We start from the raw sequence: 24,569 nt of genomic DNA, 5'->3' as shown, positions 1-24,569 counted from the left end.
CGAGGGGCGGTGCGGCCGGGATGGGCGATTCGCAGGCGCGTGAACCGGACGTGCGTGAACCGGGAGCGCGTGAACCGGAGGTGGGCGAACCGGACGTGCGCGTACTGCGCGAGATCGACGAGTTTCGCGATGTCGAGCACCTGTACGGCGGGATCTGGCCGGCCGTGCCGGGTCAGGGCCTCCCGGTGACCGTCGAACTGATGCGGGCGCTTTCGCACGCCGGGAACTACGTCGCCGGGGCGTATCGGGCCGGCCGCATGGTCGGCGCGACGGTCGCCTTCCTGGGCGCGCCGATCGGCGAGACGCTGCACTCGCACGTCACCGGCGCGCTGGCCGGGAGCGGTGCGGGCTTCGCGCTCAAGACGCACCAGCGCGAATGGGCCCTCGCCCGCGGGCTGCGCCGGATCACCTGGACGTACGACCCGCTGATCCGCCGCAACGCCCACTTCAACCTGACCAAGCTGGGCGCGCGGCCGGTGGCCTACCTGCCGGACTTCTACGGCGACATGGTGGACACCATCAACAGCGGCGACGAGAGCGACCGGCTCCTGGTGTCCTGGGAGCTGAACGAATCGAGGGTACGTGCGGCCGTGCGCCGCGAGTGGACCCCGCCCCCACCGCCCCCGAACGCCGAGTCGGCCCTGACGACACGAGCCGGTCGACCGGCCCCGACCGGCACGAACGCCGAGACCGTACTGATCGCCGTTCCCCCGGACATCGAATCCCTCCGCCGCACCGACCCGAGCACGTCCCGAGCCTGGCGCACGGCCCTACGCGACACCCTGGGCACCCTCCTCGACAACGGAGCCACGGTGCTGAGCTTCGACCGGGACGCGGGGTATGTGGTGTCGCGCTCGCGGCGGGAGTGACCGGGACACGCTCGTGGCCGATCGCGGCCGTTCGACGGCACGCGGATCGGGGCGACGACCTGGAGGCGGACCTGATCGCGCTCGCCCGGGCGTGGGTGGACGTACACGCTCCCGCGCGCCATGGAGGCGAGATCTACCCGAATTCGGGCAGATTCTTGCCGTCGGGGAGGGTCGGGTCCAGGATCGGAGTGTGGCTGACGGTGAATTGGTGGAGCGCATCGCGGCGACGACCGGGCTGTCCCCCTCGGAGGCGGCGCGGATCGTCGACGACGTGCTGGCCTGGTACCGAGAGCCGGTCGAGGACTACGTCCGGCGCCGGCATCGGCACCACAAGGTCTACGGCAAGCGCAACGCGCAGATCTACCGCCTGATCGCCGCCGAACTCGGTGATCGCCTCGTCGCGCCACCGGAGTTGACCGAGCGTCAACTGCGGCGCGTCATCTACGGCTGAGCCGACCGGTCCCCCGGCCCGACCGGGGCCGCCGGGTCGACGGGGTCGCTTCGGCCGACCCGGTCGCCGGCGACCCGCGACGTGCCCGACGGACCGACCCTTCGACCCTTCGACCGCCCGGCGTGGCCGAACGGACCGACCTGCCAAGAGCAAGGAGCGCAGCAGCATGTGTGGAATCGTGGGCTACATCGGCGCGCAGCAAGCCGCCCCCATCCTGCTCGAAGGACTCGCCCGGCTGGAGTACCGAGGCTACGACTCGGCCGGCATCGCGGTGCTGGGCGCGCGCGGCGCGGCCAAGGTGGTGCGTCGGGTGGGCCGCGTACACGCGCTCGCGACCGCCGTACCGGCCAAGACCTCGGGCCGGGTCGGCATCGGGCACACCCGTTGGGCCACCCACGGCGTGCCCTCGGAGACCAACGCGCATCCGCACGCTTCGGCGGACGGCCGGATCCAGGTCGTGCACAACGGGATCATCGACAACGCGGCGGCGTTGCGGGCCCGGCTCACCGCCGAGGGGGTCGAACTGGCCTCCGATACCGACACCGAGGTGCTGGCGCACCTGATCGCCCGGGCGAACGAGGGCACCCTGGAGGCGGCCGTGGTGGCCGCGCTCGCGCAGGTGACCGGGACGTACGCGATCGCCGTCGTGGACGCGGCGACCCCGGACCGGATCGTGGTGGCCCGGAACGGGTCGCCGCTGCTGATCGGGGTCGGCGAGCGGGAGATGTTCGTCGCGAGCGACGCCGCGGCCCTGGTCCGGCACACCAGTTCGGTCGTGCACCTGGAGGACGGCGAGTTGGCGAGCGTCACCGCGACCGGCTTCCGCACCTTCACCCGCGAGCACGCGGACGTCGCCAAGACGCCCACCACGGTCGAACTCACCGTGGAGGAACTCGAACTCGCGGGCCATGAGCACTTCATGCACAAGGAGATCCACGAACAGCCCTCCTCCGTGGAGCGCATGCTGGGCGGGCGGCTCGACGACCGGTTCGGCTCGGCCCGGCTGGACGGACTGCGGATGGAACTGCGCGAGCTGCGCGGGTTCCGTCGGGTCAAGGTGCTCGGATGCGGATCGGCCTACTACGTAGGCCAGTTGGGGGCCGGGCTGATCGAGGACCTGGCCCGGGTGCCGGCCGACGCCGAACCCGCCTCGGAGTTCCGCTACCGCAATCCGGTGATCGAGCCGGACACGCTGTACGTCGCGGTCAGCCAGTCCGGCGAGACCGCGGACACGTTGTTCGCCGTGCGCGAGATCCAGCGCAAGGGTGGTCGGGTGGTCGGCCTGGTCAACGTGGTCGGCTCGTCCATCGCGCGGCAGTGCGACGGCGGCATCTACCTGCACGCGGGGCCCGAGGTCTCGGTCGCCTCGACCAAGGCGCTGACCCACATGTCGGTGGGCTTCGCGCTGTTGGCGCTGGCGCTCGGTCGGGTGCACGACCTGTCGCACGCGGACGGCGCGCGGATCCTGGCCGGCCTCCAGGCGTTGCCCGGCCAGATCGCGGAGATCCTGGCCGACGAGCAGACCATCGCCGAGGCGGGTCGGCGGCTCGCGGACGCGCGCAGCCTGTTCTTCATCGGCCGGGTACGGGGCTTCCCGGTCGCGCGGGAGGCGGCGCAGAAGTTCAAGGAGATCACCTACCGGCACGCCGAGGCGTACCCGAGCAGCGAACTCAAGCACGGTCCGCTCGCGCTGATCGACGCCGACCTGCCGACGGTGGCGATCATCCCGGACGACGGCCTGGTCGGCCGCAATCTCGCGGCGGCACACGAGATCCGCGCGCGCGGCGGCCGGCTGACCGTGATCACCCACCCGGGGGTGGACCTCGGCGACCTCGAAGCCGACCGGATCGACATCCCGCGCAACGAACCCGAACTCGACCCGATCCTGCTGACGATCCCCACCCAACTCCTGGCCTACCACGCGGCCCGAGCCCTTGGTGAGGACATCGACCGCCCCCGCAACCTCGCCAAGTCCGTCACGGTCGAGTAGGCCACTCGGTCCACCCGTCGCCCGTTGCCCACCCGGCCCGCTCGGCCCCTCCGAGCGGGCCGGACGCATGTCCGGGCCCGCCCGCCCAGGTCACACACGACGCCGACACGGCGGAACGGCAACCCGCGAACGCACGTCGGCGACCGATCGCGGGGCGGCCGGATCACCCGGAGAGACGACCTGCGGTGGGCAGCCCGGCCCGCGGCGGGGGAGTCTCGGGTGTGGACACCGCGCCCACCCTCGCAGCCCCGACGGCGCCACACATCTCCCCCGACCCGAGCCCGCCTCGGACCCGACCCGCGCCACCCCCGTCGCCCGCCCGAGGCGCACTCCGCCGACCGAGGGACTATCGCGTTACATTGACTGTCGTCAGGAATGATAGATACTGGCTCCGCGACTCCCGCTGACACCAGGATGAGGTGCGCGCACATGGAGCTGTTTCCCTCCGCTCATGTCGACACGTTCTGTCGTGATCGACTGCCACCGGCCGAGTTGTGGCCCGAACTGCGTTTTGAACTGCCGGAATTGCGCTACCCGACTCGGCTCAACTGTGCCCGGGTCCTGTTGGACGACACCGTGCGGCGACTGGGTCCCGACCGGCGGTGCCTGGTCACGCTCGATGACGAGTGGACCTACGGTGACCTGCTGCTTCGGGCCGATCAGGTGGCCCGGGTACTGACCGAGGACCTCGGCGTGGTGCCGGGCAATCGGGTGTTGTTGCGCGGCCCGAACAACCCGTGGCTGGTCGCCTGCTGGTTCGGCGTACTCAAGGCGGGCGGTGTCGTGGTCACCACGATGCCGCTGCTGAGGGCGCACGAGCTGACCACGCTGTGCGAGATCAGCGCGCCCACGGTCGCGCTGTGCGACCACCGCTTCCTGGAGGAGTTGGACGCGGCCCGGGTGCCGGGACTGACCACCCTCGCCTACGGCGGCGACGCGCCGACCGACCTCGCCCGGCGCTGCGCGGACAAGAGCGGCGGGTTCGAGGCGGTGGACACCTCGGCCGACGACGTCGCGCTGATCGCGTTCACCTCCGGGACCACCGGCCGGCCCAAGGCCACCATGCACTTCCACCGCGACGTGTTGGCCAACTCCGACACCTTCTCGCGGCACATCCTCAAGCCCACCCCGGACGACCTGTTCGCGGGCACCCCGCCGCTGGGCTTCACCTTCGGCCTCGGCGGCCTGGTGGTCTTCCCGCTGCACGTCGGCGCGGCCACCCTGCTGCTCGAACACGCGTCGCCCGAGCGGCTGGCCCGGATCATCGCCGACCACGGCGTCACCGTGTTGTTCACCGCGCCGACCGCCTACCGGGCGATCATGGGCGCGGGCCTGGCCGACCTGCTCAAGGGCGTCCGGCGGTGTGTGTCGGCGGGCGAGGCGCTGCCCGCGGAGACCTGGCACGACCTGCGCGCGGCGACCGGAATCGAGCTGATCGACGGGATCGGTGCGACCGAACTGCTGCACGTGTTCGTCTCCGCCGCCGACCAGGACATCCGCCCCGGCGCGACCGGCCGCGCGGTGCCCGGCTTCGAGGCCGTGGTGCTCGACGCCGACGGTCACCGCGTCCCGGACGGCACACCCGGGCAGCTCGCGGTCAAGGGGCCGACCGGCTGCCGCTACCTCGACGACCCACGCCAGACCAGTTACGTGCGGGACGGCTGGAACATCACCGGCGACACCTACATCCGCGACGCCGACGGCTACCTCTGGTACCAGGCCCGCAGCGACGACATGATCGTCTCCTCCGGCTACAACATCGCCGGTCCCGAGGTCGAACTCGCCCTGGCCGCCCACCCGGACGTCGCCGAGTGCGGCGTGGTCGGCGCACCGGACCCCAGGCGCGGCCTGATCGTCAAGGCGTACGTCGTGCTGCGCGAGGGAGTGGCCGCCGACGCGGACACCGCCACCCGCATCCAGACCTTCGTCAAGCAGGCCATCGCGCCGTACAAGTACCCGCGCGCCGTCGAGTTCGTGGCCGCGCTGCCGCGCACCGGCAACGGCAAGCTGCGGCGCGGCGAGCTGCGCGCCTGGGCCCAGGATGCCGCCGCGCCCGCACCGGCCGGACCGACGCCCCCGGCCCCGAATCCCTCGGCCCCGAATCCCTCGGCCCCGGACCCATCAGCGTCGAATTCATCATCAGCCCCGGACCCCCTTGCCCCGGAAACCTCGTGAAAGGCGACGAGATGCAGGACACCCGCCCGGCACAGACCGACCCGGCCGATCCGGCGGACGACTCGGCCGAGGCGGCGACGCTGCCCTCGGTGGTGATCGAGCGCCGGGTCGAATGGCAGGACACCGACGCCGCCGGCCACTACCACTACTCGGCGGTGCAGCGCTGGGTCGAGGCGGCGGAGGCGGTGCTGATGCGCCGGCTGGGGGTGGCCGACCTGTTCGGCCGGATCCCGCGCGTGCACTTCGAGGCGGACTACCGCGAGCGGCTGTGGTTCGGCGAGTCCGCGCACATCGCGCTGGCGATCGCCCGGGTGGGCACCAGCTCGCTGCACTACACGTTCGAGGTGCGCGGCGAGCACGGCGTCGCCGCGACCGGTCGGGTGTCCGTCGCGCACTGCCCGCCGGACGCGAAGGGCGCCTCGCCCTGGCCGGACGGGATCCGGGCCGCGCTCTCCAGCGGCGGCCCGCAACGACCGGAGTCGTACGCCTGACCGGCGCGCCGGTGCGAGGGCTCACAGGCCCCGCGAGCCCTCGACCCGCACCGGATATCGCGCCCTGTTGACGACCGTGGAATTTATTACATACGCTCGGGTAGGCCGGGAACATTGGAGGACGCTGTGCGCATCGCAGTCATCGGTGGCGGGCCGGGCGGGTTGTACTTCGCCGCCCTCGCCAAGCAGCTCTCGCCGGCTTCGGAGATCACCCTGTGGGAGCGCAACGCACCGGACGACGTGTTCGGCTTCGGCGTGGTCTTCTCCGACGAGACGCTGGACGGCATCGCGCAGGCCGACCCGGAGATCTTCGCCGCGATGTCCGCGGGCTTCGCCCGCTGGACCGACATCGACATCCGCTACGGCGGTCGCACCCTGACCTCCGGCGGGCACGGGTTCGCCGCGCTGGGCCGGGAGCGACTGCTGCGCATCCTCCAGGAGCGGTGCGCCGCGCTCGGCGTGGACCTGCGCTACCGAACCGAGGCACCCGACGTGGACGAACTGGCGCGCAGCCACGACCTGGTGGTCGCCTCGGACGGCGTGCGCTCCGCGGTGCGCGAACGCTACGCCGACACCTTCCGGCCCGATCTCGACGAGCGCGGCTGCCGGTACATGTGGCTGGGCACCGACAAGGTCTTCGACGCGTTCACCTTCATCGTCGACAAGTTCGACTTCGGCGTGGTGCAGGTGCACGCGTACCCGTTCGACGACCGGCGCAGCACCTTCATCGTCGAACTCGCCGAGGACGCCTGGCGGCGCGGCGGGTTCGCCGAGTTCGCCGGTCGCGACCTGCCGCGCGGGGCCAGTGACGACGCGGGCATCGCGCGGTGCGAGGCGCTGCTGGCCGAACACCTGGACGGCCACCGGCTGATCCCGAACAACTCGCGCTGGATCAGGTTCAGCACCGTGCGCAACGCCTCGTGGCACCACGAGAACGTGGTCCTGCTCGGCGACGCCGCCCACACCGCGCACTTCTCCATCGGCTCGGGCACCAAACTCGCGATGGAGGACGCGCTCGCGCTGGCCGCGTGCCTGAACGAGCACGCCGGTATCCCGGCCGCGCTGACCGCCTACGAGGCCGAGCGCAAGCCGGTGGTCGGCTCCACCCAGCGCGCCGCGCAGGCCAGCCTGGAATGGTTCGAGAACATCGACCGCGCGGTCGGCCAGGCGCCCGAACAGTTCGCCTTCAACCTGCTCACCCGCAGCCGCCGGGTCACCCACGCCAACCTGCTCGAGCGCGACCCCGAGTTCGTCGCCCGGGTGGACGCCGCGTTCACCGCCGGGCGGCCGGACCGGGTGGACGCCGCGCCGATGTTCCAGCCCTTCCGGCTCGGCTCGGTCCGGCTGCGCAACCGCGTGCTGGTGCCGCCGATGGCCACCTACGCGGCCCGCGACGGCATCCCGGGCCCGTTCGAGGCCGCGCACCTGGGCGCGCTCGCGCTCGGCGGGGCGAGCCTGGTCTTCGCGGGCATGACGGCCGTACTGCCGAACGGCCGGGCCACCGGGGCCTGTCCGGGCCTGTGGTCGGACGCGCACGAGGCCGCGTGGCGTGACGTGGTCACCCGGGTCAAGGAACAGGCGCCGGACGGACCGCTGTTGGGCATTCAGCTCAGCCACGCCGGGCGCCGCGCGGCGACCACCGTGCCGGACGCCGACGGTCGGAGCGTGCCGCTGGGCCCGAACGGCTGGCCGACGGTGGCGGCGTCGGCGATCGCGTGGGACGCCGCGAACGACTTCCGGCCGCGAGAGGCGGACCGCGCCGACCTGGACGCGATCACCGCCGCGTTCGCCGACGCCGCCGCACGGGCCGACCGGGCGGGCTTCGACGCGCTGGAACTCCAGTACGGCCACGGCCACCTGATCTCCGGCTTCCTGTCCCCGCTGACCAACCTGCGCGAGGACGAGTACGGCGGCCCGCTCGCCGGCCGGCTGCGCTTCCCGATAGAGGTGCTGTCCGCGGTGCGGGCGGTGTGGCCGACGAACAAACCGCTGGTGGTGCGCATCTCGGCGAGCGACTGGGCCGAGGGCGGCACCACCGAGGACGACGCGGTACGCATCGCCCGGGCACTGGCGGCGGCCGGCGCGGACGGGATCGACGTGTCCTCGGGCGAGGTGGTCGCGCACGAGCGGCCCGCCTACGGGCGCGGCTACCAGACCCCGTTCGCCGATCTGATCCGCAACGCGACCGGCGTGCCGACCATCGCGGTCGGCGCGATCTCCACCTATGACGACGTCAACTCGATCCTGCTCGCCGGTCGCGCCGACCTGTGCGCGGTCGGCCGCGCCCACCTGTACGACCCGATGTGGACGCTGCACGCCGCCGCCGAGCAGGGCTACACCGGACCCGGCGCGCCGTGGCCGAGCGCGTGGCGCCCCGGCAGCCGCAAGCCGCCCGGCGCGGGCAGCGACCGGGTGCCGCCGCGACTGCACCTGCTGCGCGAGAGCGTCGAAGCGGTGCCGCGCCGTTGGCGGCCCGAGCCCGATCCGAGCCTGGTGGCCGTACCCGGCCGGCGTTGACCCGGACACGAGGAGCCCGACATGGACAGTCCCACCCCGCCGATCGTGCTGACCGGTGAACAACGCGACAACCCGCCCCGGTTCAAGGCCGCCGCCGTGCAGGCCTCGCCGGTCTACCTGGACGCGGCCGCCACCGTGGCCAAGGCGGTCGCACTGATCCGCGAAGCCGCCGCCAACGGCGCCGCTTTGATCGTCTTCCCCGAGGTGTTCGTGCCGGGGTACCCGTACTGGAACTGGACGATGAACCCGGTCCAGGGCTCACCCTGGTTCGAACGCCTGTACCGCTCCTCGGTGGACGTGCCCGGCCCGCACGTGGAAGCCCTGCGCGCCGCCGCCCGGGCGGCCGGCGCGGTCGTGGTGATCGGCGTCAACGAGCGCGGCCCGCACAGCATGGGCGTGCTCTACAACACGATGCTGACCATCGACGCGGACGGCGAACTGATCGGGGTGCACCGCAAGTTGGTGCCCACCTGGGCGGAGAAGCTGACCTGGACCGGCGGCGACGGCAGCTCGCTGCGGGTGCACCCGACCGGGATCGGCCCGCTCGGCGTGCTCGCGTGCGGCGAGAACACCAACACGCTGGCCCGCTTCACCCTGCTCGCACAGGGCGAACTCGTACACGCCGCGAGCTACATCGCCCTGCCGGTGGCTCCGGCCGACTACGACATGGCGGACGCCATCGCCGTGCGCACCGCCGCGCACAGCTTCGAGGGCAAGGTGTTCTCGGTGGTCGCGTGCTCGACCATCTCGCCCGAGATCGCGGACGCCATCGCCGCCGACGACGACGAGGTGCGCAAGCAGCTCGGCCGCGAACGCAGCGCGCTCTCCGGGATCTTCGGACCCGACGGCCGCCCGGTCACCGAACCGCTGATCGACGACGAGGGCATCGTCTACGCCGACATCGATCTCGCCAAGTGCATCCAGCCCAAGCAGATGCACGACATCGTCGGCCACTACAACCGCTTCGACATCTTCCGACTGAACGTCGACAACCGGCCCAGATCACCGATCACGTTCACCCACGACAGTGCCCCCGCGCCCCTCGCACCTGCCCCCGAGGAGGAGAAATGACCACCCAGGACGACAACATGCTCGGCCGGGCCCGAGTCACCGACACCCCGGAACTGAGCGCCTACTACGCCGAGTTGGCCGACCGCGAGGCCGGCGCGCTGTGGACCGTGGCGAACGAGATCGAGCCGTGGTACCCACAGCCCAAGTCGGTGCCCACGCTGTGGCGCTACGCCGAACTGCGCCCCCTGGTGCGCAAGGCGCTGGACCTGGTCAAGGCGGACGACGCGGGCCGCCGGGTGGTGATGCTGGTCAACCCCGGGCGCCGGGACGTCAGCGCGGCGGCCGGCCTGCTGTACACGGGCCTGCAGATCATGGGCCCGGGCGAGTCGATGACCGCCCACCGACACCAGGCCGCCGCGCTGCGCTTCGTCCTGGAGGGCACCGGCGCGTGGACCATCGTGGACGGCGAGAAGCTCAAGGTCGGCGCCCGCGACTTCGCGATCACCCCGAACGGCACCTGGCACGAGCACGGCAACGAGTCCGACGACGCGCCGGTGATCTGGCAGGACGGCCTGGACATCCCGCTGGTCAACGCGCTGGACGCGGGCTTCTACGAGGTGCACCCCGACGTGTACCAGGTGCCCGGCAAGGTGGTGAACTCCTCGGTCCTGACCTTCGGCGGCAACCTGGTGCCCTACGGCGCCGAGCGCTGGACCCGGCCCTACTCGCCGCTGCTGGCCTGGCCGTGGGAGCCCACCTACCAGGCGCTGCTGGACCTGGCGAAGGCGAGCGAGGGATCGCCGTACGACGGCGTGATCATGGAGTACACCAACCCCGCCACCGGCGGCTCGGTGATGCCGACGATGAGTGCGCACATCCAACTCCTGCGGGCCGGACAGGCGACGAAGGCGCACCGGCACACCGGTTCGGTCGTGTACACCGCGGCCAAGGGCCACGGCGTCTCGGTCGTGGGCGGACAGCGCTTCGAGTGGCACGAGGGCGACGTGTTCGCGGTCCCGGCCTGGGCCTGGCACGAACACGCCAACCTCGACCGGTCCGAGGACGCGGTGCTGTTCTCCTTCAACGACTTCCCGGTGATGCGCTCGCTCGGCTTCCACCGCGAAGAGGCCTACCTCGGCAACGACGGGCACCAGCCGACCCCCTGATCACCGGGTGCCCGATCGCCGCGTGAGCACCGATCGCCGGCCCCGCGACACCCGACCCCCCCACGACGCCCCGGGCGGCGCGACCGCGTCGCCCGGACGGCAAGGACAGTGAGGACACTCCCATGCGCCTGGTCACCTACACCGTCGACGGCACGACGCCCCGCCTGGGCGCCGAGGACGGCGCGCACGTGATCGACCTCGTCGCGCTCGCCGCCGCGGCGGACACCGAACTCCCCGGCGATCTGCTGTCGTTCATCCGCGCGGGCGCCGAGGCGTTCGACGCCGCGCGCGAGCTGCTCGGTGGCGACCCGGCCGACCGGCCCGCCGCCGCCGTGCACGCGAGCGCCGACGTGCGGCTGCTCGCGCCGCTGCGGCCCGGGAAGATCATCGGCATCGGGCTCAACTACGTCGAGCACGTGGCCGAGTCCAGCCGCACCCTGGACACCGCGAAGGAACTCCCGGATCGTCCGGTGCTGTTCGGCAAGCCCGCGACCGCGGTCACCGGCCCCGGCGCGCCGATCCTGCACAACGGCGACCTGACCCGGCAGCTCGACTGGGAGTGCGAACTCGCGGTCGTGATCGGGCGGACCGCGTACAAGGTGAGCGAGGCCGACGCGTGGGACCACGTGTTCGGGTACAGCATCATGAACGACATCAGCGCCCGCGACCAGCGCCGGTCCGGACAGTGGTTCTTCTCCAAGGGCCAGGACTCCTACGCGCCGTTCGGCCCCGCGGTGGTCACCGCCGACGACATCCCGGACGCGCAGGCGCTGGACCTGTCGCTGCGGGTCAACGGCGACATCAAGCAGAAGTCCAACACGCGGCACATGCTCTTCGACATCCCGCGCCTGATCGCCGACATCTCCTCCGGGATGACCCTGGAGCCGGGCGACGTGATCTCCACGGGATCGCCGTCCGGCGTCGGCGCGGCCCAGGTCCCGCCGCAGTACCTGCGCCCGGGCGACGTGGTGGAGGCCACCGTCGAGCGGATCGGCACGCTGTCCAACCCGGTGATCGACGCCCGCTGACCCGCGGCTCGACCCCAACCCCACACTCTCGGCTCGCAGTCGGCATCCAGCAGGAGGACCTCCGTGCGTCAACACCCTTACCGCATCGGCCAGATCGTGCCGAGTTCGAACGTCACGATGGAAACCGAGGTACCCGCGATCCTGCGGGCGCGCGAGGCGGTCGCCCCGGAGCGCTTCACGTTCCACTCCAGTCGGATGCGGATGACGCACGTCACGCCCGAGCAACTCAAGGCGATGGACGCCGACTCCGACCGCTGCGCGGTCGAACTCTCCGACGCGCGGGTGGACGTGCTCGGCTACGCGTGCCTGGTGGCGATCATGAGCATGGGTCTGGGCTACCACCGGGTCTCCGAGGAGCGGCTGCACACCCGGACCGTCGAGAACGGCGCACCCGCGCCGGTGGTCACCAGCGCCGGCGCGCTCGTGCACGGGCTGCACACGATCGGCGCGCGCAAGGTCGCCCTGGTCGCGCCGTACATGCTGCCGCTGACCCGCACCGTGGTGGACTACCTGGGCCACGAGGGCATCGAGGTGCTCGACTTCGAGGCGCTGGAGATCCCGGACAACCTCGACGTGGCCGCGCACGACCCGCTGCGCCTGCCGGGCATCGCGGAGCGGCTCGCGCACGCGGACGCGGACGCGGTGGTGTTGTCCGCGTGCGTGCAGATGCCCTCGCTGGCCGCGATCGAGGAGGCCGAGCAACGGCTGGGCAAGCCGGTCGTCTCCGCCGCGGTGTGCACCGTGCACCAGATGTTGCGCGCCCTCGACCTGCCCGCCTTCGCGCCGGGGGCCGGACACCTGCTGTCCGGGAAGTTCGCCGAGGCGCCCCTGGGCGCCGCCTCCGCCGACGCGGGCTCGGCGACGTGAGCGCCCCGGGCCCGGACCACGCGCCGCTCGTGCGGCTGCCCGTCGGCACGCTGCGCGGGCGGACCGAGAACGGGCTCGCGGTCTTTCGCGGCATTCCGTACGCGGCGCCGCCGGTCGGCGAACTGCGCTGGCGGCCGGCCCGACCGCATCCGGGTTGGGCGGGGGTCCGGGACGCGGGCGAGTACGGACCCGGTGCCCCGCAGGTCGGGCTGGTCGATCCGGTCCTCGGCGGCCACGGCGCGCCGCCGTTCGACGAGGACTGCCTCACGCTGAACGTCTGGACGCCGGGCCCGGACGACGCCCGCCGCCCGGTCCTGGTCTGGATCCACGGCGGCGGCTTCGTCAGCGGCTCCGGCACACTGCCGATCTACGCGGGGGACACCTTCGCGCGCGACGGCGACCTGGTCGTGGTGAGCGTCTCCTACCGGATCGGCGCGCTCGGCTACCTCTACCTCGGGGCCGAGGACGACGCGGACGCCGGCAACTTCTGGTTGACCGACCAGCTCGCCGCGCTGCGCTGGGTCCGGGAGCACATCGCGGCCTTCGGCGGCGACCCGGACGACATCACCGTCGCGGGCCAGTCGGGCGGCGCCTTCTCCACGGCGGCGCTGGCCGTACACCCGCAGGGCCGCGGACTGTTCCACCGCGCGATCCTGCAGAGCCCGCCGCTGGGTGTGCCCACGCCCGACCGCGAGGAGGCGCTGCGGACCACGGCCGCGCTGATGGAGGTGGCCGGCGTCCCCGACGTCGCGCACCTGCGCGCGCTGCCGTGGGAGGCGCTGGTCGAGGCCACCGTCGGGATGTTCGGCGTGCAGGCCCGGTGGGGCCGATGGCCGGTGCCCTTCCTGCCCATGGTCGACGGTTCGACGCTGACCCGGCACCCGTTGGCGGCCCTCCTGGCCGGGGAGAATCCGGACCTGGACATCCTGCTCGGCTGGACCGCCGACGAGGCGGGCTTCGCGTTCGGGGTCGACGAGATGTACGCGAAGGCCACGTTCGAGCAGGTCCGGGCACGTTTCGACGAGGCGTTCGGCGCGCGGGGCGGGGAGGCGTACGAGATCTTCGCCGCCGAGCGCCCGGGTGGCGCTCCACTGGAGCTGTTGACCGACCTGGTCTCCGAGGAGTTGTTCCGGCTGCCGGGCACGGCCCTCGCGGAGGGTCGGGCCGAGCAGGAACGGCCTGTGTGGCTCTACCAGTTCGACTACGCGACGCCCGCGTACGACGGTCGGCTGGGCGCCGCGCACTGCCTGGAGTTGCCGTTCACCTTCCGCAACGCCCACCGGTGGGCGCACGCGCCGTTCCTGGCCGGGGTCGAAGCCAAGACCCTGGACGGGCTGGGCGCGGCGATGCACGACGCGTGGATCGCGTTCGTCCGGACCGGCGACCCCAACCACGCCGGGCTGCCCGCGTGGGAGCGGTACACGACGCCGACCCGGGCGACGATGCGCTTCGCGGCGGCCTGCGAGCCGGGAACCGACCCGGTCGGCGCGGCCAAGCGCGGGTTGTACGGGGCCGGCGTGGGCGACGGGAGGAGCTGAGCGCGGGCGGCGGGCCGGTGTCGGCCGGCCCCAGGGGGTGGGGAGCGGGGGGTTTCGAGGGGCCGCCGAACGGTTCGCGAGCGCGGCCGGGGTGTCGACGACCGGGTGGTTCGCGCGGTTCGCGCGTTTCGGCCGAATGATCGTCGCGGTGGAATACTGGCCGCCGCTCCGCATGGAGGCTCCCCACGGAAGGAGGCCCTGGATGGGCTTCGGCCCCAAGTCCATGGCCACGCTCGGCAAGGCGATCACCGGCCGTGACCTGATCGCCACGGACACCCCCGCGGGGTTCGGGTCGGCCGCCGCGCGCCGGACCCTCCCGGCGCGTACCCGCTCGGACCTCCTGGTCGCGCTCGTGGCGATGGCCGTCGACCTGCTCGGCTACGTGGTCACCGTCCGCGGCGACGGCGCCGGGGAGACCGTGACCTGCGTCGCGTTCCTGGTCGCCTCGGCGCTGTGCCTGGTGGCGCGCCGGCGCGCCCCGTTCCCGGTGCTGCTCGCGGTTCTGGTGCTTCAGGTGGGGTTGAACCTGTCGACCGACATCGGGCAGCGGTTCGGCATCTCGTTGGCGGTCGCGCTGTACACCGTCGGCCTGGCCTGCCGGCCCCGGACGATCGCGGTGGCCGCGGCGCTGACCATGGCCGCCCAGACCTCCGGCTACCGCAACGCCGACGAGTCGTTCTTCTGGGTGTTCAGCGGCGACCTGGTCGCGACCGCGCTGGTGCTGGGGGCGAGCGCGGCGGTGCGGCACTGGCAGGGGCAGGTCGAGGTCAACCGGGTCCTGCTGGCCGAGCGCGCGCTGACCGAGGAGCGCCGACGGATTGCCCGGGAACTGCACGACATCGTGGCGCACCACATCACCACCATGCATCTGATGTCCGGCGGCGCCCGGGCCAGTCTGGAACGCGACGTGGACGGCGCACGCGGCGCGCTGCTCACCCTGGAGGCGTCCGGTCGGGTCGCGCTGGACGAGATGCGGCAGTTGCTCGGCGTGCTGCGCAGCGACAAGGACCCGGAGACCGCGCCGTCGAGCCCGCAGCCCGGCGTCGACGACCTCGACCGGCTGATCGCCGAATCCTGCCTGGCCGGCCTGCCGACCGAGCTCCAGGTGCTCGGCACGCGCCGCGAACTGCCGCTGCCGGTCGGCCTCGCGCTGTACCGGATCACCCAGGAGGCGCTCACCAACGCCCGCAAGCACGCCGGCAGCGCGGCCATGGCCCGGGTGCTGCTGGAATACCTGCCGGACGCGGTCGCCATCGAGATCCGCGACGACGGCGGCGGCGACAAGGCCGGAGGCGGGTACGCGACGACCGGCGGTGGTCACGGGCTGCTCGGCATGCGGGAGCGGGTGGCGGTGCACGGCGGGTCGTTCCGGGCCGAGCACGTCGCGGGCGGCGGGTTCCTGGTCGCGGCGAGCATCCCGGTGACGGCGGCGACCGGGCCGGCCACCGAGCCCACGACGCCGTCGACGACCCCGGTTCCCGACGTCCTCGCGCGGCTGACCCCGGCCGAGATCGAGGTGCTGCGCCTGGTCGCGGCGGGCAAGGACAGCGGCGAGATCGCCGGGGCCATGCGGGTCGAGGACGCCACCGTGGAGCGGTACGAGAGCGACCTGCTGGGCAAGCTCGACCTGCGCGATCGTGCCCAGGCCGTGGTGGTGGCGTACGAATCCGGCCTGGTCCGGGTCGGCCACACCACGGTGCCGCGCTGACCGGTTGTGCGTTCGCACCAAGGGTTGCCCTCGGGTTCGTCGTCACGGCCATGAGCGGGAGCGGTTCGTCCGCGTAGCGTGCCGGTACGCCGCCGAGCCCACTCGCGAAAGAGGTCCCATGGCCGCAACCGTCGACTCCGCCCACTGGAATGCCCGTCTCGCCGAGCTGATCACCCGATACGACGTGCCGGGCGCGAGCCTGGCGTTCGCGCACGAGGGTGAGGTCCACACCTTTGTCGCCGGGGTGCTGAACAAGGACACGGGCACTCCCGTCTCGACCGATTCGCTGTTCCAGATCGGCTCGGTGAGCAAGGTGTGGACGGCCACTCAGCTCATGCTGCTGGCCGAGCAGGGCCGGCTCACCCTGGACACGCCGGTCGTCGACCTGCTGCCCGAGTTCAAGGTCGCCGACGCGCAGGTGACCAAGACGGTGACGGTGCGGCACCTGCTGACGCACACCTCCGGTATCGACGGCGACCTGTTCCTGGACTCCGGGCGCGGCGACGACTGTCTGGAGAAGTACGTCGCGGCCTGCGCCGAGCTGACCCAGAACCACCCGATCGGCGAGTCGTTCTCGTATTGCAACTCCGGCTTCGTGATCGCCGGACGGATCATCGAGCGGCTCACCGGCAAGACCTGGGACGCGGCACTGCGCGAGCAGATCTGCGAACCCCTGGGCCTGACGCACACCTGGACGCTGCCGGAGGACGTGCTGCGGTTCAGCGCGGCGACGGGGCACGTCGAGGACGGCAACCCCACCCCGGTATGGGGCCTGACCCGGGCGATGGGGCCGGCCGGGCTGATCTGCGCGCGCGCGAGCGACGTGGTCGCGTTCGGCCTGGCCCACCTGGGCACCGAACTGCTGGCCGAGCCGGGCGCGATGACCGAGCCGCAGGTGCGCCTGCCGAACCCGTACACGCTCGCGCCGGAGTGGGGGATCGGCTGGATCCTCGACGAGTGGTCCGGGCACCGGGTGATCCTGCACGCGGGCAACACCATCGGCCAGTCCGCGATGCTCTGGGTCCTGCCCGACACCGGCACGGTGGTCTGCCTGCTGGCCAACGGCGGTGAGACGTCCGCGCTGCAACGCACCCTGGGCGCCGAGCTGTTCGCCGTGCTCGCGGACGTCGAGATGCCCGAGCTGCTCGGCCCGCCCGACACGCCGGTGGAGGTGGACGTCGCGCGCTACGCCGGGACGTACGAGCGGGTGGGCTGCCTCGCCACGGTGACCGTCGAGGACGACGCCAAGCTGCACCTGAACATCCGGGTCACCGGCGCGCTGGCCGACATCTCGCCGCCGATGGACTGGGATCTGATACCCGTCGACGAGACCACGTTCGTGGGCCGCCGCGAGGGCAGCCCGCTGTGGGACAGCATGGTGTTCTACGAACTCGCCGACGGCTCGCGGTACATACACATGGGCGTACGGGCCACGCCGAAGACCGCCTGACCCGCGGCCGGGCCGCTTCGGGGAGCAGCGGAGCAGCGGGGAGCACCGGGGAGCACCGTCCGGTGGGCCCGGATCCGGTCCGCCGGTGGGCCCGGATCCGGTCCGCGTCATCCGGCGGGTGGCAGGCCGCCCGGGTGGTGCCGGTTCGGGTCCGGGCTTACGGTCGAACGAGTGAGCGCACCCCGTGCGATCGGGCGCACCATTGCCGGATCGCCGGGGTGGTCGACGCACACCGGATCGTCGGGACCGCCGAACCGCACCGGATCGGTCGCAGCCCGTCGATTCCCGCCGGACGGCGCCGCGTGGCGCGGCCTTCGGCAACCGGCCGCGTGGCGCGGCCTTCGGCAACCGCGGGACCCCCATCATGGCGAATCCTCACGCGAAACCCTCGCAGACCGCCGCCGGACCGAAACGAAGCGGCGGCAATGGCGCCGCGCTCGCGGTGATCGCCTCGTGCCAGCTCATGGTGGTGCTGGACATCACCATCGTGAACATCGCGCTGCCGCACATCCAGCGCTCGTTGGAGTTCTCCACCACCAGCCTGTCCTGGGTGCTCAACGCGTACACGCTCACCTTCGGCGGTCTGCTGCTGCTCGGTGGGCGCGCGGGCGACATCCTGGGCCGCCGGCGGGTGTTCATCTTCGGCGTGTTGCTGTTCGTGATCGCCTCGCTACTCGGTGGACTGGCGCAGACCGCGCCGCAACTGCTCGCCGCCCGGGCGCTGCAAGGCGTCGGCGGCGCCATCGCGTCCCCGACCGCGCTCGCCCTGATCACCACGACCTTTCCGGAAGGCCCGGCCCGCAACCGGGCCTTCGGCGTCTTCGCGGCGGTCTCCGCGGGCGGCGGCGCGATCGGGCTGCTGGCCGGCGGAATCCTGGTCGAATGGCTGGACTGGCGGTGGGTGTTCTTCGTCAACGTGCCGATCGGCGTGCTGATCGCGCTGGCCACGCCGCGCTACATCAGGGAGTCCGAGCGACATCCCGGCCACTTCGACCTGCTCGGCGCGCTCACCTCCACGCTGGGCATCGGCTCGCTCGTGTACGGCTTCATCCGGGCCGCCCAGGAGGGCTGGCGGGACAGCCTGACCCTCGCGGCGTTCGCGGCGGCCGTCGTCCTGCTCGCCGTCTTCCTCTCCATCGAGCGCAGATCCAGGCAGCCGATCACCCCGCTGGGGATGTTCGCGGACCGCAACCGGTCGGGCACGTACGGCATCATGTTGTGCCTGGCGGCGGCGATCTTCGGGATGTTCTTCTTCCTGACCCTGTTCGTCCAGGACGTCCTGGGCTTCAGCCCGATCGAGGCCGGTCTGGCCTTCCTCCCGATCAGCGCGGTGATCGCGATCGGCGCCGGCTTCGCGTCGCAACTGCTGCCGCGCTACGGACCCAAACCCTTCATGGTCGTCGGCGCCCTCCTGGCGGCGGCCGGCCTCGCCTGGCTGACCCGTACCGACGTGCACAGCACCTACGCCGGCAGCATCCTGGGCCCGACGCTGGTCTTCGGCGTCGGCATGGGCATGCAGTTCGTGTCGCTGACCCTGATGGCCGTCTCCGGCGTCGCCGCCCGCGAAACGGGCGCCGCCTCGGGTCTGCTCAACGCGACCCAGCAGGTGGGCGGTTCGCTCGGCCTGTCCATCCTGGTGACCGTCTTCGGCACCGCCAACCGCAACGAGGCCAAGGACCAGGTCCCGGAATTCCTCGCCCAGGCCACCCCGGCCGAACGCGCCGCCTTCGAGCGCACCGGCGACCTGCCCCCGCCCTGGAGCCACGAAGTGCTGACCACGGGCATCTCCGCCGCCTTCGTGACGGCCGCGATCTTCGCGGTGATCGCCGCCGTGATCGCGATGTTCGTCATCCAGGTCCGCGCCTCCGACCTGGAACGCCTCCGCGGCGACGGCCCCCCGAAGCCGGGAGGCTGACCAGACGCGGCCCGGCTCGCCGGAGAGCCGAGATCGGCCACCGCCCGGGGACGCTCGGGCTGCGTGTCCAGAGGGTGTGCCCAACAGACGCGTTCGGGCTGCAGCCCACGTACGGTCCCGGAACGCAAAAAGCGCGGGTCGAGGGAAGCCTCGACCCGCGCTTGTTGGAGTTGTGTTCTGTGTCCGAGGGTCGGACAAAACCACTACGCCCGCACCATGACCCAGCCCCTGCAGAAGCTGGTGGTGCTGTCGTGACCAGGCACTATGCCGTCACCAGCGCCTCGTCGAGCCACGATCCGGTCGTCCGCGCGGTCACCGGCCTGACGGGTGCCGTCGTGGGGCTCACGTTCCTGTTCGGCTTCGGAAACGTGTGGGCGCTCGCCCTACGCCTCGGTGTCTTCCCCTGGGTGGCCCCGCTGGTGGCGCCGGCCGTCGACCTGTCGATCCTTGGGCTGCTGCTCGCCATCCGACGTCTGGTGATCCAGGGCGCCGAAAGCTCCGTCATCGCTCCAGCCCGGCGCTTGCTCGTCTTCTCCAGCCCGATGACCCTCGGCCTCAACGTCGCCGAGCCACTGATCACCCACCACTACGGCCGTGCGGAGTTCGACGCTGTCGGCCCGCTCCTCCTGATCGGGTGGGCTGAGGTCGCCCCCGGGGGCCTCGAAGCTCTGCAGCGAACGGACCCGGCCCGGCCACAGGGCCTGTTGCCTACGGAAAGCCGAGTTGATGAGACCAACGTTGACAAGGATCGGCCAAGGACCGCTCAGCAAGCGACCAAGGCCTTGGAGGCGCCTGCTGTGGTGAGGGTTGCTCAGGGACACGACGATCTGATCACCCGAGCGCGCGAAGCCGACGCGCCGCACTGGCGGCAACATCGCCGCCCCATCTCGGCGGAGTCACTCCGCAAAGAGCTCAAGGTCGGCGCGACACGATCGCGGGAGCTGGTGACGCAACTCCGGGGTGCCGTGGATCGGCCCGGCCACGGCATGTGAGCTGGTCACGACCTGTCCGCTGTGCCCGCGCCGGAGTGTCCGCGGGCGGAGGGCGCGTACATGGTCAGCGTGGTGCGGGCCGTCTCCGCCTTCAGCCCCCAGGCGTCGGTCTGCGCGACCGAGCGGACCAGCAGCGCGGGCGAACCGTACGGTGTCCGATCAGGGTCGATGCCAAAAGGCTATGTCGGCAGGGGCAAGGGCCGTCCTTGGCAGCGGCGGGGGCCTGAGGTCTGCGCACAACGAGCAGCGTGGGGCCGGGTCTACGGCTCCGGCCCCACGCTGGGACGGGGGGTTGTGCGACCGGGCGTGGGCTTGTCCGGGCGGTGCGGCCGGGGGCGGTCGGGCGTGGCGGTGGTGGTCAGACGGTGTTTTCGGCGCGGAGCATCCAGTGGTGCTTCTCCAGGGCCGCGGTGGTCGCGATCAGGAGGTCCTGGGAGACCGCGTCCAGGCCCTCGGTGTCGGCGATGCGTCGGCGCATGCGCACGGACAGGTCCGCGACTGCGGTGGTGAAGGTGTCGACGACGTCGGTGTCGGACAGGGGGCCGGCCGGCACGTCTGCCGAGAAGCCCGCCTTGGCGGTGGCGTCCGGGCGGCCGTCCGGGGCGACTCCGATGGTGGCGGAGCGTTCGGCGACGGTGTCCGCGAAGGTCCGTGCCGTTTCGACGATTTCGTCGAGTTCGAGGTGTACGGATCGGAAGCGCGGGCCGTAGAGGTTCCAGTGGGCCTGCTTGGCGGTCGCGGCGAGGTGGAGCAGGTCCACCAACGTCTCCTGGAGTGCGGTGCCGACGACGTCGCGGTCGGCGGTCGGGAGGAGTGCGGAGGTGCCGGGCATTGAGTTTCTCCTGGGGGTGGGGGTCGGGAGCCGGGCAGGTCGGCCGGGGGCCGCGGGCCGGTCAGTTGGTAGCCGGGGCCGGTCGGCCGGGCACCGGGGCGGGTGGGGTCGTGCCGGCCACCAGATCAGCCCTGGTGCGACGGCAGCGCGTCAAGGAGCTCGCGGGTGTCCGGGATGGCGTGCGCGTAGGTGGGGGCGTTGAGTTCGACCGTCGCGTGCATCTCGTCGGGGTGGAAGGCGGCGATGGCGTCCTTGACGAGGGTTACGTGGTAGCCGAGTTCCTGTGCGAAGCGCGCTGTGGTGTCGATGCACGTGTTGGCGCGCATCCCGATCAGCACCACATGGCTGATGCCGCGCTGCTTGAGCTGCAGGTCGAGGTCGGTGTTGGCGAACCCGCTTGCGGACCAGTGCTCGTGCACCACGATGTCGTCGTCGGCGGGCTGGAAGTCGGGGTGGAAGGTGCCGCCCCAGGAGCCCTGTTCGAAGATCCGCGCGTCGCGGGTGGCGGCCTGGGAGGCGGACAGCCGGGCCCAGCCCTCGTAGTCGCCGGGGGCGGTGCGCCGGTGCGGGACGAAGAACACCCGGATGCCCGCGGCTCGGGCCGCGGCGAGGATGCGTCGCATGTGCTCGTGCAGGTCCACGCTCTTGGCGACGGCCTCGGCGTGCGGCCAGAGTTTGCCGCCCTCGGACAGGAAGTCGTTGTACGGGTCGACGATGAGCAGTGCGGTGGTGGCGGGGTCGTAGACAGTGGTCATGGCCGTGCCTCCTGGCTCAGCGGGGTGTCAGGCTTCGTGGTCGTGCGGCGCGCCGAGGGGCAGCCAGCGGATCCGGTCACGGGTCTCGGACGGGGCTGCCGCGAGCGCCCGTTCGATGCCGGCGCGGCCCTCGGCGAAGTGCCGCCAGCCCTCGTAGTGCACGGGAAAGGCGGTGTGCGGACGCATTTCGGTGCAGAGCCGCAGCGCTTGGCGGGCCGTCATGGTGTAGCGGACCGGGCCGGTGAGGGGGAACCGGACGCCGCCCAGGTGCAGCAGCGCGGTGCCCACGGTGAACCGCCGGGCGACCTCGCGTACGCCGCCGAACAGGACGGTGTCGCCGGAGATCCACAGCGCTCCGTGGCGCTGGCCCTCCCATGCGAGCGCGAATCCGGAGACCTGCCCCACGACCGGCCCGGAGAGCGGCGGGCCGTGGCGGGCGGGGGTCGCGGTGATCTCGATGTCCGGGCGGCCGGGTGCGCTCAGCCGGGTGGTCTGCCATGGCCGCAGCGCCCGGGCGTGCGCGCCGAGGCGGCGGGCCCCGGAAGGGGTGGTCACGAGCGTTCCCGCGGCGGCGGCGACAGTACGGCCGGCGTCGTCGAGGTTGTCCCCGTGGTGGTCGTGGGTCAGCAGCACGGCGTCGATGTCCGGGAGGTCGCCCGGGCGGAGGGCGGGGCCGGCCACCTTGCGGGACGAGGTGCCCCACCCGAACGCGTAGCGGCGGCCGGGCGGATCGAATGTCGGGTCGGTCAGCAGGGTCCAGCCCTCGGCTTCGATCAGCACGGTCGGGCCGCCGATGTGCGTGACGCGCACGTCGCTCACAGCAGTCTCCTCGGATGGTCCGGCCCGGGACGCGCACCCTGTGCAGGCGCCCCGGGCCCGGTGTGCGGCGAAGAGCCGGTCGTCAGGCGTGCGCCAGCGCCCAGTCCAGGGCGCGGTCGGCTACCTCTTCCCAGCCGTCCTCCGCGGGCATCAGGTGCGCGCGGCCGGGGATCACGACGTGTTCGGTGACGGTGCCGGGGGCCTTGTAGTGCTTGGCGTTGGACGCCTGGACCTTGGGCGGCATCAGGTTGTCGTTCTCGCCGGAGAGGAAGAGCAGGGGCTTGCGGTCCGCGTTGTGGTAGTCCACGTACGTGTCCCCGTGTCCGGGACGGACGTTGGCCAGGGCGCTGCCGAAGAACACGTGCCCCGAGGCGGGCACGTGGTAGCGCTCGTAGGTGGCCTTGGCCTGGTCCTCGGGGAAGGTGTTGGTGAAGGCGTAGCGCCACTGGTCGTAGGTCAGACCCACGGCCTTGTGCCGGTTGGCGGGGTTGCGCAGAATCGGGAACGTCGCCCGGATCTGGGACAGCGGGGTGACGACGACGCCTTCGGTGGGTGCCGAGTTGATCGCGACCCCGCAGGCACCGTAGCCGCGGTCGAGCAGGAGCTGCGTGAACACCCCGCCGGCCGAGTGCCCCATGAGGATCGGCGGCTTGTCCAGGTCGTGGATGAGGCCCTGCAACGAGGCGAGGATCTCCGCCACTTCGAGGTGCTCGACCGCGCTGGGGTCGGCGTTGAGCGCCTCGACCTCGATGTCGAAACCGGGGTAGGCAGGAGCCAGGACCCGGAAGCCCTTGGCCTTGTAGCGGGTGATCCAGTGCTCCCAGCTGCGGGGGGTGACCCAGAAGCCGTGGATGAGGACGATCGTGTCCGGCGTGCTGCTCATGTGGAATCCTCGCGAGTGGCGGTGGCGGAGCTGCGGTCTGGTGGACGGCGCCGGGGGATGCCGGGTGATGCCGTGCCGGTTGGTGCCGGTTGCTGCGGTGCGGGGGGTTCAGGAGGCGAGGAACGCCAGCAGGTCGGCGTTGAACTCGTCCTTGAAGTCGCCGTACAGGCCGTGCGGTCGGCCGGGGTAGACCTTGAGCGTCGCGTTCTTGACGAGTTCGGCCGACTTCAGGGCCGAGGCGCCGATCGGCACGATCTGGTCGTCGTCGCCGTGCGCGATGAGGGTGGGGACGTCGATGCGCTTCAGGTCCTCGGTCAGGTCGGTCTCTGAGAAGGCCTTGATGCAGTCCAGCGCGCCCTTGATCCCGACCTGCATGGACTGCGCCCAGAACGCGCGGGAGATCCCCTCGGACACCGGGGCGCCGTCCCGGTTGAAGCCGTAGAAGGGGAAGCTGAGGTCGTAGTAGAACTGCGAGCGGTCGGCGGCCACCCCGGCGCGGATGGCGTCGAACGCCTCGATCGGGAGGCCGTTGGGGTTGGCGTCGGTCTTGAGCATGAGGGGCGGGACCGCCCCGAGCAGGACCGCCTTGGCGACCCGGCCGGTGCCGTGCCGGCCCATGTAGCGGGTGACCTCGCCGCCGCCGGTGGAGTGGCCGACGAGCACGATGTCGCGCAGGTCCAGGTCTTCGATCAGCCGGGCGAGGTCATCGGCGTAGGTGTCCATGTCGTTGCCGGCCCACGGCTGCGCGGAACGCCCGTGGCCACGGCGGTCGTGCGCGATGGCGCGGTAGCCGTGCGACGCCACCAGGTTGAGCTGCTCGTCCCAGGCGTCGGCGTTCAGCGGCCAGCCGTGGCTGAACACGACGGGCTGCCCTTGGCCCCAGTCCTTGTAGAAGATCTCGGTGCCGTCGTTCGTCGTGATGAAGGGCATGGCTGTTTCCTCTCACGAGTGGCCTGGAGTGATCCGGCGTGTGGTGGTTCGCGGACCGCGGTGGTCCCCCGACGGCGTTCCGGCCGATCGGGCACGGAACGCAACGAGCGGTGAGGAGCTCGGTGCGGGGCGTCCGCTGCGCACCTCATCTCCTCCCGACTGACGCTAAGTCAGCCACGCGC

The 24,569-nt window shown here is 72.0% G+C and carries 20 protein-coding genes; 15 read left to right on the top strand and 5 right to left on the bottom strand.

Annotation, left to right across the window (positions count from 1 at the left end):
• The first annotated feature begins 20 nt into the window (after positions 1-20).
• The 15 genes from ACWCPW_RS33510 (at position 21) to ACWCPW_RS33440 (ending at position 20,168) form a co-directional block, all read left to right on the top strand.
• Entirely contained in the window at positions 21-869 is an 849-nt protein-coding gene (locus ACWCPW_RS33510; protein ID WP_449765319.1) for a GNAT family N-acetyltransferase, read from the top strand.
• Positions 870-1,059: 190 nt separating this feature from the next.
• The gene (locus tag ACWCPW_RS33505) at positions 1,060-1,320 is read left to right on the top strand and encodes a hypothetical protein (protein ID WP_395859407.1); all 261 of its coding nucleotides are present in this window, start codon (positions 1,060-1,062) and stop codon (positions 1,318-1,320) included.
• 166 nt (positions 1,321-1,486) lie between these two features.
• The gene (glmS, locus tag ACWCPW_RS33500; RefSeq protein ID WP_449765318.1) at positions 1,487-3,310 is read left to right on the top strand and encodes a glutamine--fructose-6-phosphate transaminase (isomerizing); all 1,824 of its coding nucleotides are present in this window, start codon (positions 1,487-1,489) and stop codon (positions 3,308-3,310) included.
• A gap of 429 nt (positions 3,311-3,739) precedes the next feature.
• Complete coding sequence (locus ACWCPW_RS33495) at positions 3,740-5,485, top strand: AMP-binding protein (protein WP_449765317.1); 1,746 nt, start codon at positions 3,740-3,742, stop codon at positions 5,483-5,485.
• A gap of 11 nt (positions 5,486-5,496) precedes the next feature.
• Entirely contained in the window at positions 5,497-5,976 is a 480-nt protein-coding gene (locus ACWCPW_RS33490; RefSeq protein WP_449765316.1) for an acyl-CoA thioesterase, read from the top strand.
• A 126-nt stretch (positions 5,977-6,102) separates the two neighbouring features.
• On the top strand, positions 6,103-8,493 hold the full coding sequence (locus ACWCPW_RS33485) for an oxidoreductase (RefSeq protein ID WP_449765315.1): 2,391 nt from the start codon (positions 6,103-6,105) through the stop codon (positions 8,491-8,493).
• Positions 8,494-8,514: 21 nt separating this feature from the next.
• Positions 8,515-9,564, top strand: coding sequence for a carbon-nitrogen hydrolase family protein (locus tag ACWCPW_RS33480; RefSeq protein WP_449765314.1), 1,050 nt, complete (start codon positions 8,515-8,517; stop codon positions 9,562-9,564).
• Positions 9,561-10,670, top strand: coding sequence for a cupin domain-containing protein (locus ACWCPW_RS33475; RefSeq protein WP_449765313.1), 1,110 nt, complete (start codon positions 9,561-9,563; stop codon positions 10,668-10,670). The genes ACWCPW_RS33480 and ACWCPW_RS33475 overlap by 4 nt, the downstream gene beginning before the upstream one ends.
• 122 nt (positions 10,671-10,792) lie before the next feature.
• The gene (locus ACWCPW_RS33470) at positions 10,793-11,698 is read left to right on the top strand and encodes a fumarylacetoacetate hydrolase family protein (protein WP_449765312.1); all 906 of its coding nucleotides are present in this window, start codon (positions 10,793-10,795) and stop codon (positions 11,696-11,698) included.
• A gap of 117 nt (positions 11,699-11,815) precedes the next feature.
• Positions 11,816-12,565: a maleate cis-trans isomerase family protein gene (locus ACWCPW_RS33465; RefSeq protein WP_449765333.1), complete on the top strand. Its 750-nt coding sequence runs from the start codon at positions 11,816-11,818 to the stop codon at positions 12,563-12,565.
• Positions 12,562-14,103 carry a carboxylesterase/lipase family protein gene (locus ACWCPW_RS33460; protein WP_449765311.1) on the top strand — a complete coding sequence of 514 codons (1,542 nt, stop codon included), beginning with the start codon at positions 12,562-12,564 and terminating at the stop codon, positions 14,101-14,103. The genes ACWCPW_RS33465 and ACWCPW_RS33460 overlap by 4 nt, the downstream gene beginning before the upstream one ends.
• A 202-nt stretch (positions 14,104-14,305) precedes the next feature.
• Positions 14,306-15,811 (top strand): helix-turn-helix transcriptional regulator, encoded by a 1,506-nt coding sequence (locus ACWCPW_RS33455; protein ID WP_449765310.1) that lies wholly within the window; start codon positions 14,306-14,308, stop codon positions 15,809-15,811.
• A 118-nt stretch (positions 15,812-15,929) separates the two neighbouring features.
• Positions 15,930-17,261: a serine hydrolase domain-containing protein gene (locus ACWCPW_RS33450; RefSeq protein ID WP_449765309.1), complete on the top strand. Its 1,332-nt coding sequence runs from the start codon at positions 15,930-15,932 to the stop codon at positions 17,259-17,261.
• A 364-nt stretch (positions 17,262-17,625) separates the two neighbouring features.
• Positions 17,626-19,176: an MFS transporter gene (locus tag ACWCPW_RS33445; RefSeq protein ID WP_449765308.1), complete on the top strand. Its 1,551-nt coding sequence runs from the start codon at positions 17,626-17,628 to the stop codon at positions 19,174-19,176.
• Positions 19,177-19,427: 251 nt separating this feature from the next.
• Positions 19,428-20,168, top strand: coding sequence for a DUF2637 domain-containing protein (locus ACWCPW_RS33440; RefSeq protein ID WP_449765307.1), 741 nt, complete (start codon positions 19,428-19,430; stop codon positions 20,166-20,168).
• A gap of 358 nt (positions 20,169-20,526) precedes the next feature.
• On the opposite strand, the gene ACWCPW_RS33435 is transcribed toward ACWCPW_RS33440, so the two are convergent.
• The 5 genes from ACWCPW_RS33435 to ACWCPW_RS33415 form a co-directional block, all read right to left on the bottom strand.
• Positions 20,527-21,000, bottom strand: a complete 474-nt coding sequence (locus ACWCPW_RS33435) for a Dps family protein (protein WP_449765306.1) — start codon at positions 20,998-21,000, stop codon at positions 20,527-20,529.
• 125 nt (positions 21,001-21,125) lie between these two features.
• Positions 21,126-21,755: an isochorismatase family cysteine hydrolase gene (locus ACWCPW_RS33430; RefSeq protein WP_449765305.1), complete on the bottom strand. Its 630-nt coding sequence runs from the start codon at positions 21,753-21,755 to the stop codon at positions 21,126-21,128.
• Positions 21,756-21,782: 27 nt separating this feature from the next.
• Positions 21,783-22,574 (bottom strand): MBL fold metallo-hydrolase, encoded by a 792-nt coding sequence (locus ACWCPW_RS33425; protein WP_449765304.1) that lies wholly within the window; start codon positions 22,572-22,574, stop codon positions 21,783-21,785.
• A gap of 82 nt (positions 22,575-22,656) precedes the next feature.
• Positions 22,657-23,457, bottom strand: a complete 801-nt coding sequence (locus ACWCPW_RS33420) for an alpha/beta hydrolase (RefSeq protein WP_449765303.1) — start codon at positions 23,455-23,457, stop codon at positions 22,657-22,659.
• Between the two features lie 108 nt (positions 23,458-23,565).
• Entirely contained in the window at positions 23,566-24,387 is an 822-nt protein-coding gene (locus ACWCPW_RS33415; protein ID WP_449765302.1) for an alpha/beta fold hydrolase, read from the bottom strand.
• Positions 24,388-24,569 lie beyond the last annotated feature (182 nt).

This window comes from Embleya sp. NPDC001921 (genome assembly GCF_053594475.1).
The sequence above is the reverse complement of the archived record's forward strand: the minus strand, read 5'-3'. Positions and strand labels throughout refer to the sequence as shown.

Excerpts from the sequence above, each read along its gene's own strand:
- ACWCPW_RS33510 (WP_449765319.1), top strand. The coding sequence starts at position 21 with ATGGGCGATTCGCAGGCGCGTGAACCGGACGTGCGTGAACCGGGAGCG.
- glmS (WP_449765318.1), top strand. The coding sequence starts at position 1,487 with ATGTGTGGAATCGTGGGCTACATCGGCGCGCAGCAAGCCGCCCCCATC.
- ACWCPW_RS33495 (WP_449765317.1), top strand. The coding sequence starts at position 3,740 with ATGGAGCTGTTTCCCTCCGCTCATGTCGACACGTTCTGTCGTGATCGA.
- ACWCPW_RS33490 (WP_449765316.1), top strand. The coding sequence starts at position 5,497 with ATGCAGGACACCCGCCCGGCACAGACCGACCCGGCCGATCCGGCGGAC.
- ACWCPW_RS33480 (WP_449765314.1), top strand. The coding sequence starts at position 8,515 with ATGGACAGTCCCACCCCGCCGATCGTGCTGACCGGTGAACAACGCGAC.
- ACWCPW_RS33475 (WP_449765313.1), top strand. The coding sequence starts at position 9,561 with ATGACCACCCAGGACGACAACATGCTCGGCCGGGCCCGAGTCACCGAC.
- ACWCPW_RS33470 (WP_449765312.1), top strand. The coding sequence starts at position 10,793 with ATGCGCCTGGTCACCTACACCGTCGACGGCACGACGCCCCGCCTGGGC.
- ACWCPW_RS33465 (WP_449765333.1), top strand. The coding sequence starts at position 11,816 with ATGGAAACCGAGGTACCCGCGATCCTGCGGGCGCGCGAGGCGGTCGCC.
- ACWCPW_RS33455 (WP_449765310.1), top strand. The coding sequence starts at position 14,306 with ATGGGCTTCGGCCCCAAGTCCATGGCCACGCTCGGCAAGGCGATCACC.
- ACWCPW_RS33450 (WP_449765309.1), top strand. The coding sequence starts at position 15,930 with ATGGCCGCAACCGTCGACTCCGCCCACTGGAATGCCCGTCTCGCCGAG.
- ACWCPW_RS33445 (WP_449765308.1), top strand. The coding sequence starts at position 17,626 with ATGGCGAATCCTCACGCGAAACCCTCGCAGACCGCCGCCGGACCGAAA.
- ACWCPW_RS33435 (WP_449765306.1), bottom strand. The coding sequence starts at position 21,000 with ATGCCCGGCACCTCCGCACTCCTCCCGACCGCCGACCGCGACGTCGTC.
- ACWCPW_RS33430 (WP_449765305.1), bottom strand. The coding sequence starts at position 21,755 with ATGACCACTGTCTACGACCCCGCCACCACCGCACTGCTCATCGTCGAC.
- ACWCPW_RS33420 (WP_449765303.1), bottom strand. The coding sequence starts at position 23,457 with ATGAGCAGCACGCCGGACACGATCGTCCTCATCCACGGCTTCTGGGTC.
- ACWCPW_RS33415 (WP_449765302.1), bottom strand. The coding sequence starts at position 24,387 with ATGCCCTTCATCACGACGAACGACGGCACCGAGATCTTCTACAAGGAC.